Source organism: Ochrobactrum sp. BTU2, assembly GCF_024539785.1.
Classification (GTDB): domain Bacteria; phylum Pseudomonadota; class Alphaproteobacteria; order Rhizobiales; family Rhizobiaceae; genus Brucella; species Brucella anthropi.
In genome coordinates, this window is sequence record NZ_JAHWRG010000006.1 from 207158 (window position 1) to 224398 (window position 17241).

Consider the following 17241-nt stretch of genomic DNA (forward strand, 5'->3'; position numbering starts at 1 on the left):
ATCAGCCCGCAATGTCAAGCAAAAGGCCTGAAACTCACTGAAACCGGCCCAGTTTGTTTTGGGCGCTTCTTGTTCCGAAAACCGTTTCACACTTTTCGGGATGCGCTCCAATACAGGGCCGGTTTCGATTTTGTTTTACTGTGCGGCCACACCGGCAAGCGGATCGCCGATGCCCAGCACATAAAGGCCGATCATCAGCAGCGTTCCCGCCAGAACCACATAATAGATCGTGGGAATGATGGTCATGCGCAAGGTCGTGCCTTCACGTCCCAGCAAGCCGACCGTCGCGGAAGCTGCAACCACGTTGTGGATCGCGATCATGTTGCCAGCGGCGGCGCCCACTGACTGACCGGCGACCATCAACGCACCGGAAATGCCAAGCCCTTCCGCCACGCCATACTGGAACTGGCTGAGCATGAGGTTCGACACTGTGTTGGACCCGGCGAGGAACGCACCCAGCGCACCCACGGACGGCGCGAAGAACGGATAGACATTCCCGACTTCCACCGCCACCCAGTCGGCAACCATCAGCGGCATGCTGATGAGTTCCTTGCCGTTGACGCCGGAATTGATCATGACGCGCACCATCGGCACGGTGAACAGAAGCACGAAGCCTGCGCCCACCAGCGTCTTTGTGCTTTCACCGAAAGCCTTGGCGAACTGTCCGCCGTTCATCCGATGCAGGAAGAAGGTGATCACACAGACGATGACCAGAAGACCGCCCGGCAGGAAGAGCGGCGTGAAATCACCACCTATACCGGTTTCGCCCATGATGTCCTTGGCAACGAACGTGATCGACTTCAGCGCATTGCCAACCGACGGGAACGTACGGCTGACCACCAGAAAGATCGCCAGCAGAATGTAAGGGGTCCATGCCAGAACAAGCGGGATTTTCTTCGAGGTCAGTTCATCGAGCTTGATCTGGACGGTGCCGACCCAGCCTGCAGGCCATTCCGAAGCGGGAGGGAAATCCCAGCTCTGCTTCGGCATCAGGAAACCGGCTCGTGCAGCAAACGTCGCCAGCGCAAGCCCGACGAGACCGCCGATCATGGACGGGAATTCAGCACCGAGGAAAACCGCGCTCAGCACATAAGGAATGGTGAACGAGAAGGCCGCAAACAGCGCGAAGGGCAGAATGGCAAGACCTTCCGTCCAGGAGCGGTTGCGCCCGAAGAAGCGGGTCATGATGACCACGAGGAACAGCGGCATGAACGTGCCGCAGATGGCGTGCAGTATAGCCACTTCCGATGTGATGATATGGAAGAACTGTTCCCAGCTTGATCCGGCGCCCTGCAATTGCGCCGTCAGCGCCTCGCGATTGAGACCTGACTGGACACCGACGATGAGCGGCGTGCCGACAGCACCGAACGACACGGGCGTCGACTGGATGATCAATCCGAAAGTAACGGCGGCAAGCGCCGGAAAACCGACGGCCACCATCAGCGGCGCCACGACAGCAGCAGGCGTGCCGAAACCGGATGCGCCCTCGATGAACGAGCCGAACAGCCAGGCAATCAGGAACACCTGAATGCGGCGGTCAGGGCTGATCTGGGCAAAGCCGGAGCGGATCGCAGAAATGCCGCCAGAATATTTGAGTGTATTGAGAAGCAGGATCGCACCGAAAATGATCCAGAGCAGACCTGCGGTCTGGATCAGGCCCTGAATGGTCGAGGCAATGACCCGGTTGCCGCTCATGCCCCAGACCGCCATTGCGATCACGACAGTCAGCACATAGGTCACCGGCATCGCAATGCGGGCCTGAATACGAAATCCGACCAGCATCACGCCGGCTACGAGAATTGGCAGAAATGCAAATAATGCAAGAAATCCGTTCGACATGTGGCGTCCTCCCCGTCAATGTCACGAACTTTGAAAGTCAACTATGAAACGCTGGTAAAGAAGTTTTACCAGTAAGACCATAAGCAATAGGTATGAAAGCCACAGCTTCCAAGCGAAAAATTCCGATCAAGGTTTTGCGACCAACAAAAGCTTGCTGTTTTTGTGCAAAAATGCTTGAGACGCGGCATTTCGCACCTGCCTCGTCCCGCTTTGCCGTTGCCGCATGACATTTGGTGTAAGGAATGGCAAATTCGCGTTGAGGTCGAATCAACTCCAAAGGAGAAACGAATGGCATTGGTTGCCAAGGGCCGGTCTTGGACGGCAGCAGCAGTTCTTGCAGTGGGCATGATGACGGGAACAGGCATTGCCGAGGCAGCCCAGTGCGGCAATAATGCCGCCGGTTATAATGCCTGGCTCCAGCAGACGATGAAGGAAGCCGCTTCGCGTGGCATTGGCAAGGCCGCGATCGGTGCGCTTGGCAATACCAAATACGCGCAGGCCACTATCAATGCCGACCGCAACCAGAAGAGCTTCAAGCTCTCCTTCGAACAGTTCATGCAGAAGCGCGGCGCTGATACCATCATCAAGCGCGGTCGCGCGCAGAAGCAGCAGAACGCTGCTCTCTTCGCTGCGATCGAAAAGCGTTATGGCGTTCCAGCCGGCCCGCTGCTCGCGATCTGGGGCATGGAAACAGGCTTCGGCGCCTATCTCGGCAAGCAGCATACGCTGTCGGCTGTCGCGACGCTCGCCTATGACTGCCGCCGCAGCGATTATTTCACCGACCAGCTCTATGCAGCGCTCAAGCTGATCGACCGTCAGGACCTCAATCCGAATGCGGTTGGCGCCATGCATGGTGAAATCGGCCAGACGCAGTTCCTGCCGGTCAACGTCCTGAAATACGGCGTCGACGGCGACGGCAGCGGCCATATCGACATGGCCCGCTCCAAGGCGGATGCTCTCTATTCGACCGCGAACTTCCTTGTCGGCCATGGCTGGCAGCGCGGTGCAGGCTATCAGCCGGGCGAACCGAACTACGGCGCGATCCAGGGCTGGAATGCTGCACAGGTTTACCAGCGCGCCATCGCCGTCATGGGCAAGGCCATCGACGGCAAGTAAGAACTGAAGGCTGAAATCGCAATTTCGCTCTGAAATTGCCGCAGAAAAGCCTCATGCTTCATAGAATAGCCCCAAAGTTTGGGGCTATTTTTGTATGTTTTGATGCGAATTTTCGCGTTTGGAAGACAAAAACGTCAATTTTGGCTGGCCAAAATATGGCAAAACGGCCCCTCTCGATCTGAGAGAAGCCGTTTCAGGAAGCGTTTTTTAAATCTGGATCAGGCCGGGTCTGGCCGTTTGAAATCACCCGTCTGGTGATCCATCACCCACAGCTCGCCGGTCGAGATATCGAACCATGCGCCGTGCAGAGTGAGCTTGCCCTTCTTCTCCAGAATATCGACGCAAGGGAATGTGCGCAGATTGTTGATGGAGTAGCGGATCGAGATGCGTTCCAGCGCGGTCTGGCGCTCGCTCTGCGTCATGAGCTGATTGCCACTGATGGCTTCGGCTGCAGGCGCGATCAGGCTCATCCATTTGCCGATGAAGTCACCCGGCGAAAGCGGTGCGCTTTCGGTGTCGAGCGCAGCCTTGATGCCGCCGCAACGGCCATGGCCCATGACGACGATATTCTTCACCTTTAGGCTCTGAACCGCAAATTCCAGTGCTGCCGAAGCAGCATGGTATTCGCCATCGGGCTCGTAAGGCGGAATGAGATTGGCAACATTGCGCAGGACGAAGATTTCGCCGGGCGCCGTGTTGAAGATGGTTTCGGGAGCCGCACGGGAGTCACAGCAAGCGATAACCAGCGTTTCCGGTGATTGCCCCTTGTCGGCCAAATGGCGATATCGTGAAGTTTCGTGGGCAAAATGCTCGCGCATGAAGGTTCGATAACCGGCGAGAAGTGAGTCTGGAAGATCAACCATATTTTTCCAATATCCCTATCGAAAACCGAGATCAATCGAAATGCACTGAACGGACTGCGTCCAATTGGACGCATGATCCCTTTCGCTTTCATGCAAGCTTCTCAAGCCCATATCACCATGCGAAGACCGAAAGCGTCGCGCTCCACGTGGTTGGGGTGCGGACGCGCTTCACCACGCGCATGACGACCAGCCACGAGATACATGGCGCAGGCATCGAGAAAGTCATCCTCCTTGGCGCCCCGCGGAACGGGACTTTTCAAAAAATCCTCCGGCAATCCACTGCGCTGCAACAATGCCCGGCGCTCGGCCATACCTTCAGGATTTACCCGGCTTTTGATCTTCTTCGGCAGGGACATGGCCTTCATGCCATTCAGCGCTGCAAAAGCCAGTTCAGGATGCGATTCGATAATGCGGGTCGCCAGCCCCACCTCGGAGCGCAACAATTCATCAACCTCGCAGATCTTCGGGAAAAGCCCGAAAGCCTGCCGGGAAACCTTGCGTGGCGGGTCGGTGCGTTCCAGCGACAAAGAACAGCTCTCGCGATAATCTTCGGCATAGACAGCAGCACGCGGTGGAATGGAAAAGACGCTCGACTGCCTTTCGCCAAGATGAGCCCGTGCGGCCCGCTCCGCAGAACGACCGCCCTTTTTCGGCAGTCCGATCGGCATGTCGACGGCAATGATCGCTTTGTCCGGAAGCGACGCCACCAGGGCGGAGAAACAGCCGAACACTTCCACTCGCAAACCGCCGCCATCCCCGATCACGGCGATCCAGCCGCGCGGGCAGCCGTCAACACCAGCAAGCACTGGAGCCACATGTGTCAAGCGCGGAACCCCTTGGTCGGATGCATCAGCCGCCGCGTCTGCACCATGGCCATCGGCGTGGCGAGGCTCGACGCATCGGCCTCCAGCATCAGCTCGTCCGCCCCGCGCTTTGCCGAACGCGCCATGATTTCGAACACTGCCGCAGTAGTGCTCTGCAGCATCTTTTCCTCCGCCATGCCGGACAGGCGACGCGCCAGAAACACGGCAGAGGTCAGATCACCGAGACCGTTGGTCGGGCCATCGACACGGCGATGTTCGGCCATCAGCGCCATGGTCGGCGTGAGCAGAATATTGCCGATACTGCCGCTCATCAGCGGAAAGGCCGAGGTGACCAGCATGGTTGCCGGACCGGCTTCCAAAGCGGCCTCCATCAAGGCGGAATTGTCTTCCAGCGGAACGCCGGTCAGCCATGAAAGCTCGAAACGATTGGGTGTTGCGATATCGGCAAGCGGCAGAAGCTTGTCGCGAATGCCCATGGCGGTTGCTTCGGGCACATAAAGCCCCTTTTCATCGCCGATGACCGGATCGCACAGATAGACCGCCCCCGGATTTTTCACCTTCACGGCTTTGACCAGTTCGGCAACGACTGCCGCCTGCTCGGGATGACCGAGATAGCCGGTCAGAACAGCGCCCACTTCGCCAAGCCACGGTGCACGCTGAAGATCCTGCATCAGGCGCGAAAACTCTTCCGCCGGTGGCACGATGCGTCCAGCCGGAGCGCCTGGAACCCCATGACCCGGATGCCAGGGCAGCACCACCGTCGGCACGGCCCATACGGGAAAACCCAGCGTTTCCAACGCGAAAACGGCGGCTCTATTGCCAACTGAACCGCGCACGACATGGCTTGAGATGACAATAACGGTTGTCGCATCCGAAGGCGCAGAAAGCGTCATTGAGTACCTAGCTTTGCATGAGATAGAGAATGAGCCAGACGATAATCGCCAGCGTGATGAGGAAGCCGAGCCCGCGCCCGATCCGCGTGGCCCAAAGCTCGATAGGATCATTTTCGGGGGCGTCAGTGGCAGCCAGATGATGCGCAGTGCGGGAAAATCCGCGCCGCACGATGCCTTCGGCACCGGTCTGCTCGCGTTCGAGTCTGTCGAGAATACGCCGGGCCTCTTCCTGACGCTCGCGTCCTGGCCCGCCGCCTTCCCCTATGCCCGCCTGCTGGCGCTCGCCCATGCTCTGCCTGCCCCTTGTAATGACCTAGTGCGGTGGATTTGAAGTTCCTGTCATTTGCATGGCATCATCGTCCAGGAACTTCAAATCCGTAAACCACACTAGTTTCCAACAGAAGAAACAGGCACAGCATCACGCTCAAGTCGCAGTTCTGCAAGCAGAATATTGCAGTCTCATGCGAGCTTCACGATCAGCTTTCCGAAATTACCGCCTTCCAGCAGGGAAATGAAAGCTTTCGGCGCATTTTCCAATCCATCGACAATGTCTTCGCGATAACGCACCTGACCGTCGGCAATCCACTTCACCATGTCATGGTAAAAGGCTGGCCTCTGATCGGCAAAATCACGCTGGATAAAACCGCGAATGGTCAGGCTTTTCGACAGAATATCCCGCATCACCAGCGGCAGCCGGTCAGGTCCATCGAACGGGCCGCTCTGATTGTACTGCGCAATCAGACCACAGACCGGAACCCGCGCAAACTGGTTCAGCAGCGGAAACACCGCGTCGAAGACCTTGCCGCCGACATTTTCGAAATAAACGTCGATGCCCTTCGGGCAGGCCTCAGCCAGCTCCTGTGCGAAATTCTTGCTGTGGTGATCGATAGCCACATCGAAACCGAATTCATCGATCAACGCCTTGCATTTATCCGCTCCGCCCGCAATGCCGACAGCGCGTGCGCCCTTCATCCGGGCAATCTGCCCGACGGCAGAACCGACCGGACCGGTTGCGGCCGCAACCGCGACGGTCTCGCCCGGTTTCGGCTGGCCGATGGTAAGCAGGCCAGAATAGGCGGTAAAGCCCGGCATGCCAAGAACGCCAAGCGCCGTCGTTACAGGTGCTTCCTTCGGGTGGAGCTTGCGCAAGGTCGAGGCATCGGCAACCGCATAATCCTGCCAGCCGGAATGGGAAAGCACGAAATCACCCGGAGCAAAGCCTGCGCTCTTGCTTTCAACGACTTCGCCTACCGTGCCACCCTCCATCACATCGCCAATTGCCACCGGCGCGGCATAGGATTTGGCCGCGCTCATACGCCCACGCATATAAGGATCGAGCGACAGATAATGCAGTCTCAGGAGAACCTCACCGTCACCGGGGCTCGGGATCGCCGCTTCCTCCAGCCGGAAGTTTTCTGCGGTTGGCCGACCTTCCGGGCGCGATGCCAGCACGATACGGCGATTGATCTTTTCGCTCATGAACGGAACTCCTGACAGTAATGATCGGGCTTCGAGCTACATATTATTAGTTTAGGGCGATGATCGGAAAAGTTGAGCTTTTGCAATCAAAATCAAGCTATACATCCGTTGTGAACGCTTGGCTTGGAAAGCTGTTCCAAAGCTAGCGAATTTGCGCTGTGCATCACCCTCTTTGCAGCGGCCTTGCGCCTTGGGACAAACGACATGAATCAGGACAGACTTTTTCTCTTGAAACCGGGGTTTGAAGATCCGGCTTATCCCGGCCAGCTTTTCTATTGCTGGCATTGTGCCCTCATCGAGGGTGTTCTGGCGTCCTTTCCGGCACTGGGAGACCGGCTGGATATAGAGCGCGTGGACTGGCAGCGCCCGCGCAGGGCCGTCATAGAGCTGGCAGGCGAAGACAACCAAAACCTGCCCTTGCTGGTACTGAAGGATGGCGACCGGTTCCCGTTCGAGACCGGGAGGCACGAAGGGCGTTCGCTGATCGGCGACCCGCACAAGATACTGGCCGTCCTTGCGGAGCGGCACGGCTTTCCGCTGCCGCATCCGTAAAATAAAAACCCCGCCACAAGGGCGGGGTTTCGCTTGGGGGACAGTAAGGCTGCCTATTACTTCATCGTTGGGATGACGAATTCCGCACCATCCTTGACGCCCGACGGCCAACGCGAGGTGACGGTCTTGGTCTTGGTGTAGAAGCGGAATGCATCCGGGCCATGCTGGTTGAGATCGCCGAAGCCAGAAGCCTTCCAGCCACCGAAGGTGTAATAGGCGATCGGAACCGGGATCGGCACATTGATACCGACCATGCCGACCTGCACGCGGCTGGCGAAATCGCGGGCAGCATCACCGTCACGGGTGAAGATCGCAACGCCGTTGCCATATTCATGATCGTTCGGCAGAGCCAGCGCTTCCTCGTAGTTCTTGGCGCGCACGACCGAGAGAACCGGACCGAAGATTTCTTCCTTGTAGATGCGCATGTCTTTGGTCACGTTGTCGAACAGGCAACCACCCATGTAGAAGCCATCTTCATAGCCCTGCATCTTGAAGTTACGGCCATCGACGACCAGCTTCGCGCCTTCTTCAACACCAAGGTCCACATAACCGCGCACGCGGTCGAGCGCAGCCTTGGTGACCAGCGGGCCGTAATCGGCGGAATTGTCGGTGGAGGTGCCGATCTTCAACGATTCAACACGGGGAATGAGCTTTTCCATCAGACGGTTGGCGGTGTCTTCACCGACCGGAACGGCAACCGAGATCGCCATGCAACGTTCGCCAGCCGAACCGTAGCCAGCGCCGATCAGCGCATCGACGGTCTGATCCATGTCGGCATCCGGCATGATGAGGAGATGGTTCTTCGCACCGCCGAAGCACTGCACGCGCTTGCCGTTCGAGCAGCCGCGGCCATAGATGTACTGGGCAATCGGCGTGGAGCCGACAAAGCCGATGGCCTGGACGTCCGGATCGTCGAGCAGCGCATCGACCGATTCCTTGTCGCCGTTGACGACGTTGAAAATGCCTGCCGGAAGACCGGCTTCCATGAACAGTTCGGCAAGGCGCATCGGTACGCCCGGATCACGTTCGGATGGTTTCAGGATGAAGGCATTTCCGCAAGCAATCGCCGGACCGGCCTTCCAGAGCGGGATCATGGCCGGAAAGTTGAATGGCGTGATGCCAGCAACAACGCCGAGCGGCTGGCGCATGGAGTAAGTGTCGATGCCCGTACCGGCATTGTCGGTGAACTCGCCCTTGAGCATGTGCGCCGCACCGAGGCAGACTTCCACCACTTCGAGGCCGCGCTGGATGTCGCCCTTGGCGTCGGCAATGGTCTTGCCATGTTCGCGGGCCAGCAATTCGGCCAGGCTGTCATATTCGGCTTCGACCAGTTCGACGAACTTGCGCAGGATGCGAACGCGACGCTGCGGGTTGGTCGCAGCCCAGGCTGGCTGTGCAGCCTTGGCGTTTTCGACAGCCGCGCGCACTTCTTCCTTGGTGGCGAGCGCTACCTTGCCCTGCACCGAGCCGTCGAGCGGCTGGAAGACGTCTGCCGTGCGGCCACTCTTGCCTGCCACATGCTTGCCGCCGATGAAATGTCCGATATTGCGCATCGAAGAACCTCCCTGATGATCGCTTTGAGGAGCCTGCAAAGCTCCCATCGTTGACATCATCTTGACTCTGCAAATTCATGATTGCAAGGCGATGAAAAGCGTATCCGTTGTGCAAATTTTATAGTAATCAGAATACATCCTTATGCAGAGAGCATCATGAACTGGGACGATATTCGCATATTCCTCGCTGTTGCTCGCTCGGGCCAAATTCTGGGCGCGGCCAAAAGGCTCGGCCTCAACCACACCACGGTTGCCCGGCGGCTGACCGCGCTTGAAACGGCGCTGTCCACCACGCTTCTGACACGCCGCACCAACGGTTCGACGCTGACACAGGCGGGCGAGGAGTTTCTGCTCGCCGCCGAACGCATGGAAGCCGAAATGCTTTCCGCCCGCTCGCATGTCGGCAATGCGGATATTGCCGTGTCGGGCACAGTGCGTATCGGCGCGCCGGACGGGTTCGGGGTCAACTTTCTGGCGCCCCGGTTGGCGCGGCTGACACAGAAATATCCGGACCTGACCATCCAGCTCGTGCCGGTGCCGCGCTCGTTCTCACTGTCGCGCCGTGAAGCCGATATCGCCATTACCGTCGAACGTCCGGAACAAGGCAGGCTGATCGCGCGCAGGCTCGTCGATTATACGCTCGGTCTCTATGCGCATCGCAGCTATCTGGAGGCGAACGGCACGCCGGAAAACACCGACGATCTCGCGCGGCACCGGCTCATCGGCTATGTGGAGGATCTCGTCATCAACCCGTCGCTGGCCTATGCGCCGGAAATCAGCCGCGACTGGAAACCGGCCTTCGAAGTGTCGAGCGCGCTTGGACAGGTCGAGGCCGTGCGCGCCGGTGCAGGCATCGGCATATTGCACGCCTTCATCGCCCGCGCCGATCCCGATCTCGTGCCCATTCTGCCGGATCGGGTAATCCGGCGCGCCTACTGGCTCGCCTATCATGAATCTGCCCGCACATTGCGGCGCGTCACCGCCATATCGGCACTGATTTCCGAACTGGTGGAAAGCGAGAAATCGCTGTTCAGTTAAGCATGATCCCGAAAAGTGGAAGCCGGCTTTCGGATCAGATCATGCTAAATCAATTGAGCCGCATATAGGCGACCATGACGCCGACAATCATTGCAGCCGGAACGAACAAGGCGTCGAGACCGATGAAATAATGGCCGAGACCGCCGCCGACAGCACCCAGCATCAGGGACAGCCAGACCGCCACATGCTGCAGCCAGCGCCATTTCGGCGTTTCACCGCGCAGCGAACAGGCAAGATCGGCGGCAGCGTTGAAAAGCGTACCGGTCACATAGGTCACGCCGAGACGCGCAGCTCCGATGGGCTGCACCGCAGCATTCTGCGCGCCCATGGCTGCGGCAAGCAGCAGCACCGGCTGGACCAGCAATGCACCCTCGCGCCGCAGCACGCCGACCAGCAGCAGGATCGCCACCACGCTTGCCATCACATAAAGACTGCCCCATCGCCCGTAAGCGCGCACCGCAAGCGTGCCGAAGAAGGCGCCGGAAAAGAACAGCACGATCAGGATCGCGGGAAACCAGACCAGCACAGTGCCCTGCACGCCGGGCTGTCCCGCGAGTGCGACGCCAAGCTGCGTGGTGTTGCCGCTCATGAAGGATGCGAAGAAGCCGCCCAGTTGCAGGAAAGCAATCGCATCGACGAAACCAGCCGATGCAGTCAGAACCAGACCGAGCGAAAGTTTGGAATTCGGTGTCATGGGATTGAACTTGGGAATGAAGAAACCCGGCTTGCGGGAAGCCGGGCCTGTTCAGAAGAATATTTACAAGTCAGGCGCGTTTGACGATGCGCAGGATAATCAGGAGGATGGCCGCGCCGATAAAGGCGTTGACGATCGAGGCAATCATCCCTCCACCAACGGAAAACCCGAGACGCGGCAGCAACCAGCCTGCAAAGAATGCGCCGATCACGCCGACGATGATATTGCCGATCAGGCCGAAACCACCACCCTGCACGACCTTGCCAGCCAGCCAGCCGGCGATCAGACCTACGAAAAGAAATACGAGAAGACTTCCAACATCCATGCGTTTTTCTCCCTCTCAAAACGCAACCGTTCGGTGCGCCTGAAGCGAGTTGACTATATGTTGGGCGGCGGCACAAGGGGGCGGAAGGTCCTCCCCCTGTTAAATCAGGCTACCAGATGCCTGAAAGCCGCGACGACTTCCTCGTAAACCTTGCGCTTGAAGGGAACGATCAGTTCCGGCAGCTTGACCATCGGTTTCCATTCCCAGCGGTCGAACTCGGCAGTGTGTCCGCCGGGCGGCGGGTTGATGGCGATTTCACTCTCGTCGCCTTCAAAACGATAGGCAAACCACTTCTGCGTCTGGCCGCGATACTTGCCCTTGAGCGCCTGGCCGACCAGATGCGGCGGCAGGTCGTAATTGATCCAGTCCGACGCTTCTTCGAGCAGCGATACCGACTTCATGCCGGTTTCCTCGTAAAGTTCGCGGATAGCTGCCTCGAGCGGCTCCTCGCCCTTGTCGATACCGCCCTGCGGCATCTGCCAGAGCTGGGTCGCGCCATCCATCTCGTCGCCCGGAATGACGATACGACGGCCAGCCCAGACCAGACCGGCCTTGTTCAGCACCATGAGCCCGACACAGGGACGGTAAGGCAAGCTTTCGGGATCGACGGGACCTTTGTGCTTCGACATGACATTCTCCATGATATGCAAACTTATAGCATTTCCAGCAAAAGTGCGAAGCGGTTTTGTGCAGGATAATGCGTAAAAACAAAGAGATAGAGTATTTCCAACGATTCAGTTCAAACTGGAAATACTCTACTGCCGTTCGGGGTCGCGGACCAGCGCCGAGACCGGCACGATTTCAATGCCGCGTTTCTTGACCTCATTGGCCCATTCGGCAACTGCATCGACGGTCACCGCAAAGGCCGAGCCGGTGCCGATGGCGCTGCCATTGGCACGCGCAGTCCGCTCCAGTTCATCGAGACGATCAAGGATCGCGCCGCGCTCCTGCGCCGCATCGATCAGAATATCCGCCGCCGCGAAAGGCACCGCATCGCTTCCTGCAATCCGGTCAGCCTGACTGCGCGCCGAGGTGCCGTCATCGAGATAATACAGGCCGCGCTTTCCAATCTCGCCCAGCACCGGCGAAAAGGCTTCGGTCTCGGATGTAAAACGCGCGCCCATATAATTCATCACACCGGCATAATTGGTCATCCGCGACAGCGCCCACAGCAAGAAAGCCTGGTTCTTGCTGGCACCATCATCCACCGTCAGCGTATTGCGACCGGGATTAATGCGCGGATAGTCGAAAGGCTCCATCGGCAATTGCAGCACAAGTTCATGACCGTTTTGCCGGGCTGCCTGCATCCAGCGCTGCAAACTGTTGCCCTGCGGCGCAAATCCGAGCGTGACTTCCGGCGGAAGCTTGTCGACCGCCTCCATGCTGCCGGTCTGTGACAGCCCAAGACCGCCGATGACGATGGCAATCCGCGCGCCCCGCGCGCCGGACCATCCGGCTGCATAGGCATCCATGGGGCGCAGACCGTCTGCACCACGCACCGGAAGCGGGCCGGTGGGGCTTTGCTCGACCAGCGCCTGTTCCGGCAGATGGGCAACACGCTTATCCTGCCCGGATTGATGCGTGTTCTGCACCACGACCACATTACCCTCCGCCATACCGGTGGCGGCACCTGGCATACCGGGCGGCATATCCGGCGTGACCTTGATGATGGCAGGCCCCGGCTGACCGCTTGCCCCGCGCAGCGCACTGCCGGGCGGCGGCGTATTACCGGTTACGGGCTTCGCTTCAGTCTTGTTGGCGACTGGCGCTTCGATCTGCGTCGGGTCCACGGCGGCGGTTTCGGTTTTGCGAAAAGCTGCCTGATTGTTCTGCCAGATGGCGAATACCGCGCCCCCGGCAAGGCAAAGCCCGCCTAAAATGACAAGGCCTGTCATGAACGAACGAAAAGCGCGGGAGCGTGAGCCCCCGCGCTTTTGCGGTTTCTTATCCAGTCCTAACGGGCTGTTCAGATCCAGCATGGAGCGATCAGTTCAACACACCCTTCTTCGGATCCGGCGGGAATGCGGCATTGGCCACCTCACCACGCAGGAGCTTGAAGGCTTCGTTGAGCTGGATGTCGTCCTTCGGATCAGCCGGGACATAAGCCGACGAACCAGAGCCATTGTCATCCTCGGCATTGCCCTTGATGTGGCCCTTGAGTTCGGATTCGCCGCGAACGACGTCCTCACCCTTCAGTTCCGGCGGCAAAGGCTGGTCGACCTTGATGTCGGGTGTGATGCCCTTGCCCTGGATCGACTTGCCCGACGGCGTATAATAAAGCGCCGTCGTCAGACGCAGAGAACCGTTTTCGCCAAGCGGGATGATGGTCTGCACCGAACCCTTGCCGAAGGACTGCGTGCCGAGCACCGTGGCGCGGCGATGATCCTGCAATGCACCGGCAACGATTTCCGACGCACTGGCCGAACCGCCATTGATGAGAACGATAACCGGCTTGCCGTCAGTCAGGTCGCCCTTGCGTGCATCGAAGCGCGTCACATCCTGCGGATCGCGACCACGGGTCGAGACGACTTCACCCTTGTCGAGGAAGGCGTCGGAAACAGCCACAGCCTGATCGAGCAGACCGCCCGGATTGAGGCGAAGATCCAGCACGAAGCCCTTGAGCTTTTCGGCCGGAATCTTGTCCTGAATATCCTTGATCGCCTTCTTGAGGTCTTCGGATGTCTGTTCGGTGAACGAGATGACGCGCAGATAGCCGATATCGTTCTCGACGCGATAGCGAACGGCCTTCACCTTGATGACAGCGCGTGCGATCTTCAGCGTGATCGGCTTGTCGACGCCCTGGCGCTGGATCGTCAGCTCGATAGACGAACCGATTTCACCGCGCATCTTGTCGACCGCATCGGTCAGCGAAAGACCGCGAACTTCCTGCCCGTCAATCTTGGTGATGAGATCGCCTGCCAGCACACCGGCCTTGGAAGCGGGCGTATCGTCAATCGGCGCGATGACCTTCACGAGATCGTTGTCCATCGTCACTTCGATGCCAAGACCGCCAAACTCACCCTTGGTCTGCACGCGCATGTCCTGCGCGGCTTCCGGGTTGAGATAGGAGGAATGGGGATCGAGCGAGGTCAACATGCCGTTGATCGCGCTTTCGGTCAGCTTCTTGTCGTCCGGCGGCGTCACATATTGCGCGCGCACCCGTTCGAAAATATCACCAAAAAGGGCCAGTTCCTTGTAGACATCGCTATCTTTCCCTGCCGCAAAAGCAGTGGAAGCCGGCGCGCCCTGGACCATCACCATGGCTGACGCCCCCAGAAGGGCCCCGGCGAACAGCAGCGATAGTTTACGTATCATTTTCACGTCCTTCCAGAAAGCCGTTCGGTCCACCAAGGGGCGGGATCGACGGGTTTTCCATCCTTTCGAAATTCAATGTAAAGCAATGGCGCACCATTGCCCACCTCTATCGGTGCAACACTTGCCAGAAGTTTTTCTCCCATCGCGCCGACCGGCTCTCCCGCAAGTACAAACTGGCCTTGCGATACGTCGATTCGACCCATGCCAGCCATGACGACATGATATCCATTGCCCGCGTCGAGTATCAAGAGCTGCCCGTAAGAACGGAATGTGCCTGCGTAAAGTATCACGCCATCGGAAGGTGACGTAATCGTGGCAGAAGGCAAGGTTTCAACGACCTGCCCCATCATGCTGCCGCCGACACCGTCCTTCTCGCCGAAGCGACGCATCGTCTTGCCAGCTGCAGGCAAAGCGAGCTTGCCTTGTAGCGAAGCAAAATCAATCTGGGCTCGCAGATGATTGTCGTTCGGCGTTGCTTCTCCGGCCTTTTCCCTTGCTGCGGCAAGGCGATCCGCCTCGGCCTTGCGAGCGGATTCGGCTGCATCGCGCACGCCCGCCATCTGCTTGTCGAGCCCGTCGATAAGGTCTTTCAGGCTGCCTGCCTTGGCCGCCAATTCTTCCGAACGCTGGCGCTGCGCATCGATTTCCTGTTCCGATTGCGACTGCAATTTCTTCTTCTCCTCAAGAAGAAGTGATTGCCGTTTCTGCTCTTCGGCCTGAACCGTGCGCGTCGCCTTCAGCTTTTCCTGCTCTTGCCGGATGGAGGCAGTGACCCGCTGCATATCCTTCAGGTCGCCCGTCAGCTCTTCCACCTGCTCACGCATTTCAGGCACGACAGCACCAAGAAGCACGGCGCTGCGCACTGAAGCCAGAGCATCGTCAGGCCGCACCAGAATGGCAGGCGGCGGGTTCAGCCCCATGCGCTGCAATGCGGCCAGCACCTCCGCCAGAACGCCGCGCCGTGCGCGCAGCGACGAGCGAATGCCATCTTCCTGCTCGCGCAGCGCGGTAAGCTTGTCGGCAATATCGGCAATATCCTGCTGCAGCTTCTTGTCGGTCTTGGCCGACTGGATCAGTGCTGCGGTAATGGTGGTCTGGTCCTTCTTGAGCCCGGCCACCTCGTCTTCAAGCTGTTTCAGCTTGTCGCCGGTGACGGTGAGTTCGCTGCTGAGCTTTTCATATTCGCTCGCCGCCTGATCACGCTGCTGCTGCAAGGCTTCCTGCGCAAGAACCGACGGCGCGCACGCGAACACGCCAGCCAAAACGAGGCCAGCCTGCGTGAAAGCAAGCAATCGTGGTCTTTTGAAAAGGCGTTCAGGACTCATGCGTGTTCTATCAGGACGAAACAAGGCCAAATTCAGAGCCGAAACTAGACTGAACCCGTTAACGAACCATCAACCATAAATACCGCCGATAACGGATCGCTGGTTAAACCGGCTTTCGCACGATAAACCGGTCGTCATGAATGCAAAAGCACTGAAAACGATGACGGAGGATTGGCGCGAAGGGCGCGGCTATGTCCATACCTATATTTGCGAGCATATCATGGCGGCAAAGCGTTCCGACCGCGCCTTCATCGTTGAAACTCTTGCTAAGGCCGGTCTGGAGATCACCCGGCAAGCAGCAGATGGCCTTACCGTTCTCATTCCCGAAAGCGGTAAGAGTTTCACGCTGAGGGGCGCAGTCTACAACCAGCCCCCATATCAGGACCTGTGATACGGATGCCCGGCCAGAATGGTGGCGGCGCGATAAAGCTGCTCGGCAATCAGGATGCGGGCGATCTGGTGCGGCCACGTCAATTCGCCCAGCGCCAGAACGAGGTCGGCGCGTGTTCGCAATGCCGGATCGTGGCCGTCCGGCCCGCCAATGGCGACGATGAGCTGGCGCTTGCCATCGTCCCGCATCCGCCCGATGCGATCCGCAAAAGCTTCCGATCCGAGCGCCTTGCCGCGCTCGTCGAGAAGGATCAAGGCAGCTCCGTTATCGAGAGCTTCATGGATGCGCTGGGCTTCTTCGGCCTTGCGCAGCTCTGCCGTCTGGCCCCGGCTTTCGGGAATTTCGCTCACACCGGCGAATTCAAGCCCCAATGGCGGTCCAGCTTTCGAAAATCGGTCGAAATAACGCTCGACCAGCTCCCGTTCGGGGCCGGCTTTCATCCGGCCCACGGCAAAAACACTCACACGCATGACGCTCTCAATTCATCGAACTAAAGCGTTTCACGCTTTAATCTTCTTTTTTCGCGCATGTCTTATCCCAAAACCGTTCCCACTTTTGGAAAGTACGATGCGTAGATTCTATAGTTTAGAGCGACCTTTGTGCGTCCTTAAGGACGCACGGCGCTCTAATGCACCAATCCCGGCGCACGTTCGGTGTCGAACGCGTCGAAACCCTCGTCGAGCCAGATCTTCTCGAGATTGTAGAAGTCACGGACTTCCGGTCGGAAGACATGGACGATGATGTCGCCGGTGTCGATGAGAACCCAGTCGCCACTCTCGAGACCTTCGACCCGTATATCCTTGCAGCCTGCTTCACGCAGAGCCTGCAGGAGATGGTCGGCAACCGCCGTCACATGGCGATGCGAACGGCCCGACGCGACGATCATATAATCGCCGATCGTTGATCTTCCGCGAATGTCGATGGGGATGATGGATTCTGCCTTGGAGTTTTCGAGACTGGCCAAGGCCGCGTCGAAGGTCTGGGACACGAGATTGGACTCGTCCATCCTGACCGTTGAAGGCGCGTGATGAGCC

The 17241-nt window shown here is 58.6% G+C and carries 20 protein-coding genes; 4 read left to right on the plus strand and 16 right to left on the minus strand.

Annotated elements, in window-relative coordinates:
* Positions 1–135: 135 nt before the first annotated feature.
* Together KWJ32_RS19420 and KWJ32_RS19425 are read right to left on the minus strand one after the other, a co-directional pair.
* Entirely contained in the window at positions 136–1839 is a 1704-nt protein-coding gene (locus KWJ32_RS19420) for an L-lactate permease (RefSeq protein WP_010661495.1), read from the minus strand.
* A gap of 37 nt (positions 1840–1876) precedes the next feature.
* On the minus strand, positions 1877–2134 hold the full coding sequence (locus tag KWJ32_RS19425; RefSeq protein WP_158304320.1) for a hypothetical protein: 258 nt from the start codon (positions 2132–2134) through the stop codon (positions 1877–1879).
* Here KWJ32_RS19425 and KWJ32_RS19430 point away from each other — a divergent pair.
* Positions 2128–2955: a lytic murein transglycosylase gene (locus KWJ32_RS19430; protein WP_010661496.1), complete on the plus strand. Its 828-nt coding sequence runs from the start codon at positions 2128–2130 to the stop codon at positions 2953–2955. The two genes, KWJ32_RS19425 and KWJ32_RS19430, sit on opposite strands and share 7 nt — an antisense overlap.
* Positions 2956–3173: 218 nt before the next feature.
* Here the strand turns inward: KWJ32_RS19430 and KWJ32_RS19435 are convergent, their stop codons facing one another.
* From KWJ32_RS19435 to KWJ32_RS19455, 5 genes are all read right to left on the minus strand, one after another.
* Positions 3174–3818 (minus strand): carbonic anhydrase, encoded by a 645-nt coding sequence (locus KWJ32_RS19435; RefSeq protein WP_012091238.1) that lies wholly within the window; start codon positions 3816–3818, stop codon positions 3174–3176.
* A 101-nt stretch (positions 3819–3919) separates the two neighbouring features.
* Entirely contained in the window at positions 3920–4633 is a 714-nt protein-coding gene (locus KWJ32_RS19440; protein ID WP_040130047.1) for a DUF429 domain-containing protein, read from the minus strand.
* Positions 4634–4638: 5 nt separating this feature from the next.
* On the minus strand, positions 4639–5535 hold the full coding sequence (pdxY, locus tag KWJ32_RS19445; protein ID WP_012091236.1) for a pyridoxal kinase PdxY: 897 nt from the start codon (positions 5533–5535) through the stop codon (positions 4639–4641).
* Between the two features lie 7 nt (positions 5536–5542).
* On the minus strand, positions 5543–5824 hold the full coding sequence (locus KWJ32_RS19450) for a hypothetical protein (protein WP_010661500.1): 282 nt from the start codon (positions 5822–5824) through the stop codon (positions 5543–5545).
* A gap of 170 nt (positions 5825–5994) precedes the next feature.
* On the minus strand, positions 5995–7014 hold the full coding sequence (locus KWJ32_RS19455) for an NADP-dependent oxidoreductase (RefSeq protein ID WP_012091235.1): 1020 nt from the start codon (positions 7012–7014) through the stop codon (positions 5995–5997).
* Between the two features lie 204 nt (positions 7015–7218).
* Between KWJ32_RS19455 and KWJ32_RS19460 the strand changes: the two genes are divergently transcribed.
* Complete coding sequence (locus tag KWJ32_RS19460; RefSeq protein WP_012091234.1) at positions 7219–7566, plus strand: DUF3088 domain-containing protein; 348 nt, start codon at positions 7219–7221, stop codon at positions 7564–7566.
* Positions 7567–7622: 56 nt separating this feature from the next.
* On the opposite strand, the gene KWJ32_RS19465 is transcribed toward KWJ32_RS19460, so the two are convergent.
* The gene (locus KWJ32_RS19465; protein ID WP_010661503.1) at positions 7623–9119 is read right to left on the minus strand and encodes a CoA-acylating methylmalonate-semialdehyde dehydrogenase; all 1497 of its coding nucleotides are present in this window, start codon (positions 9117–9119) and stop codon (positions 7623–7625) included.
* Positions 9120–9275: 156 nt separating this feature from the next.
* On the opposite strand from KWJ32_RS19465, the gene KWJ32_RS19470 reads away from it, so the two are divergent.
* Positions 9276–10157: a LysR family transcriptional regulator gene (locus tag KWJ32_RS19470; RefSeq protein ID WP_010661504.1), complete on the plus strand. Its 882-nt coding sequence runs from the start codon at positions 9276–9278 to the stop codon at positions 10155–10157.
* 49 nt (positions 10158–10206) lie between these two features.
* On the opposite strand, the gene KWJ32_RS19475 is transcribed toward KWJ32_RS19470, so the two are convergent.
* The 6 genes from KWJ32_RS19475 to KWJ32_RS19500 form a co-directional block, all read right to left on the minus strand.
* Positions 10207–10851: a YoaK family protein gene (locus tag KWJ32_RS19475; protein ID WP_061347939.1), complete on the minus strand. Its 645-nt coding sequence runs from the start codon at positions 10849–10851 to the stop codon at positions 10207–10209.
* Positions 10852–10921: 70 nt separating this feature from the next.
* Positions 10922–11176 (minus strand): GlsB/YeaQ/YmgE family stress response membrane protein, encoded by a 255-nt coding sequence (locus KWJ32_RS19480; protein ID WP_012091232.1) that lies wholly within the window; start codon positions 11174–11176, stop codon positions 10922–10924.
* Between the two features lie 104 nt (positions 11177–11280).
* Positions 11281–11805 carry an RNA pyrophosphohydrolase gene (locus tag KWJ32_RS19485; protein ID WP_012091231.1) on the minus strand — a complete coding sequence of 175 codons (525 nt, stop codon included), beginning with the start codon at positions 11803–11805 and terminating at the stop codon, positions 11281–11283.
* Between the two features lie 126 nt (positions 11806–11931).
* Complete coding sequence (locus tag KWJ32_RS19490; protein WP_012091230.1) at positions 11932–13155, minus strand: divergent polysaccharide deacetylase family protein; 1224 nt, start codon at positions 13153–13155, stop codon at positions 11932–11934.
* Between the two features lie 7 nt (positions 13156–13162).
* Positions 13163–14491: a S41 family peptidase gene (locus KWJ32_RS19495; RefSeq protein WP_010661509.1), complete on the minus strand. Its 1329-nt coding sequence runs from the start codon at positions 14489–14491 to the stop codon at positions 13163–13165.
* Positions 14492–14493: 2 nt separating this feature from the next.
* Positions 14494–15816, minus strand: coding sequence for a murein hydrolase activator EnvC (locus KWJ32_RS19500; RefSeq protein ID WP_151610321.1), 1323 nt, complete (start codon positions 15814–15816; stop codon positions 14494–14496).
* 136 nt (positions 15817–15952) lie between these two features.
* On the opposite strand from KWJ32_RS19500, the gene KWJ32_RS19505 reads away from it, so the two are divergent.
* Positions 15953–16207, plus strand: a complete 255-nt coding sequence (locus KWJ32_RS19505; protein ID WP_012091228.1) for a hypothetical protein — start codon at positions 15953–15955, stop codon at positions 16205–16207.
* On the opposite strand, the gene rlmH is transcribed toward KWJ32_RS19505, so the two are convergent.
* Together rlmH and rsfS are read right to left on the minus strand one after the other, a co-directional pair.
* Positions 16195–16677, minus strand: coding sequence for a 23S rRNA (pseudouridine(1915)-N(3))-methyltransferase RlmH (rlmH, locus tag KWJ32_RS19510; protein ID WP_012091227.1), 483 nt, complete (start codon positions 16675–16677; stop codon positions 16195–16197). The two genes, KWJ32_RS19505 and rlmH, sit on opposite strands and share 13 nt — an antisense overlap.
* Before the next feature lie 155 nt (positions 16678–16832).
* A complete protein-coding gene (gene rsfS, locus KWJ32_RS19515) occupies positions 16833–17213 on the minus strand; it encodes a ribosome silencing factor (RefSeq protein ID WP_010661513.1) in 381 nt (126 codons plus the stop codon).
* Positions 17214–17241: the final 28 nt, after the last annotated feature.

Coding starts and splice junctions, on each gene's coding strand:
- KWJ32_RS19420 (WP_010661495.1), bottom strand. CDS start 1,839: ATGTCGAACGGATTTCTTGCATTATTTGCATTTCTGCCAATTCTCGTA.
- KWJ32_RS19430 (WP_010661496.1), top strand. CDS start 2,128: ATGGCATTGGTTGCCAAGGGCCGGTCTTGGACGGCAGCAGCAGTTCTT.
- KWJ32_RS19425 (WP_158304320.1), bottom strand. CDS start 2,134: ATGCCATTCGTTTCTCCTTTGGAGTTGATTCGACCTCAACGCGAATTT.
- KWJ32_RS19435 (WP_012091238.1), bottom strand. CDS start 3,818: ATGGTTGATCTTCCAGACTCACTTCTCGCCGGTTATCGAACCTTCATG.
- pdxY (WP_012091236.1), bottom strand. CDS start 5,535: ATGACGCTTTCTGCGCCTTCGGATGCGACAACCGTTATTGTCATCTCA.
- KWJ32_RS19450 (WP_010661500.1), bottom strand. CDS start 5,824: ATGGGCGAGCGCCAGCAGGCGGGCATAGGGGAAGGCGGCGGGCCAGGA.
- KWJ32_RS19455 (WP_012091235.1), bottom strand. CDS start 7,014: ATGAGCGAAAAGATCAATCGCCGTATCGTGCTGGCATCGCGCCCGGAA.
- KWJ32_RS19460 (WP_012091234.1), top strand. CDS start 7,219: ATGAATCAGGACAGACTTTTTCTCTTGAAACCGGGGTTTGAAGATCCG.
- KWJ32_RS19465 (WP_010661503.1), bottom strand. CDS start 9,119: ATGCGCAATATCGGACATTTCATCGGCGGCAAGCATGTGGCAGGCAAG.
- KWJ32_RS19470 (WP_010661504.1), top strand. CDS start 9,276: ATGAACTGGGACGATATTCGCATATTCCTCGCTGTTGCTCGCTCGGGC.
- KWJ32_RS19475 (WP_061347939.1), bottom strand. CDS start 10,851: ATGACACCGAATTCCAAACTTTCGCTCGGTCTGGTTCTGACTGCATCG.
- KWJ32_RS19480 (WP_012091232.1), bottom strand. CDS start 11,176: ATGGATGTTGGAAGTCTTCTCGTATTTCTTTTCGTAGGTCTGATCGCC.
- KWJ32_RS19485 (WP_012091231.1), bottom strand. CDS start 11,805: ATGTCGAAGCACAAAGGTCCCGTCGATCCCGAAAGCTTGCCTTACCGT.
- KWJ32_RS19490 (WP_012091230.1), bottom strand. CDS start 13,155: ATGCTGGATCTGAACAGCCCGTTAGGACTGGATAAGAAACCGCAAAAG.
- KWJ32_RS19495 (WP_010661509.1), bottom strand. CDS start 14,491: ATGATACGTAAACTATCGCTGCTGTTCGCCGGGGCCCTTCTGGGGGCG.
- KWJ32_RS19500 (WP_151610321.1), bottom strand. CDS start 15,816: ATGAGTCCTGAACGCCTTTTCAAAAGACCACGATTGCTTGCTTTCACG.
- KWJ32_RS19505 (WP_012091228.1), top strand. CDS start 15,953: ATGAATGCAAAAGCACTGAAAACGATGACGGAGGATTGGCGCGAAGGG.
- rlmH (WP_012091227.1), bottom strand. CDS start 16,677: ATGCGTGTGAGTGTTTTTGCCGTGGGCCGGATGAAAGCCGGCCCCGAA.
- rsfS (WP_010661513.1), bottom strand. CDS start 17,213: ATGGACGAGTCCAATCTCGTGTCCCAGACCTTCGACGCGGCCTTGGCC.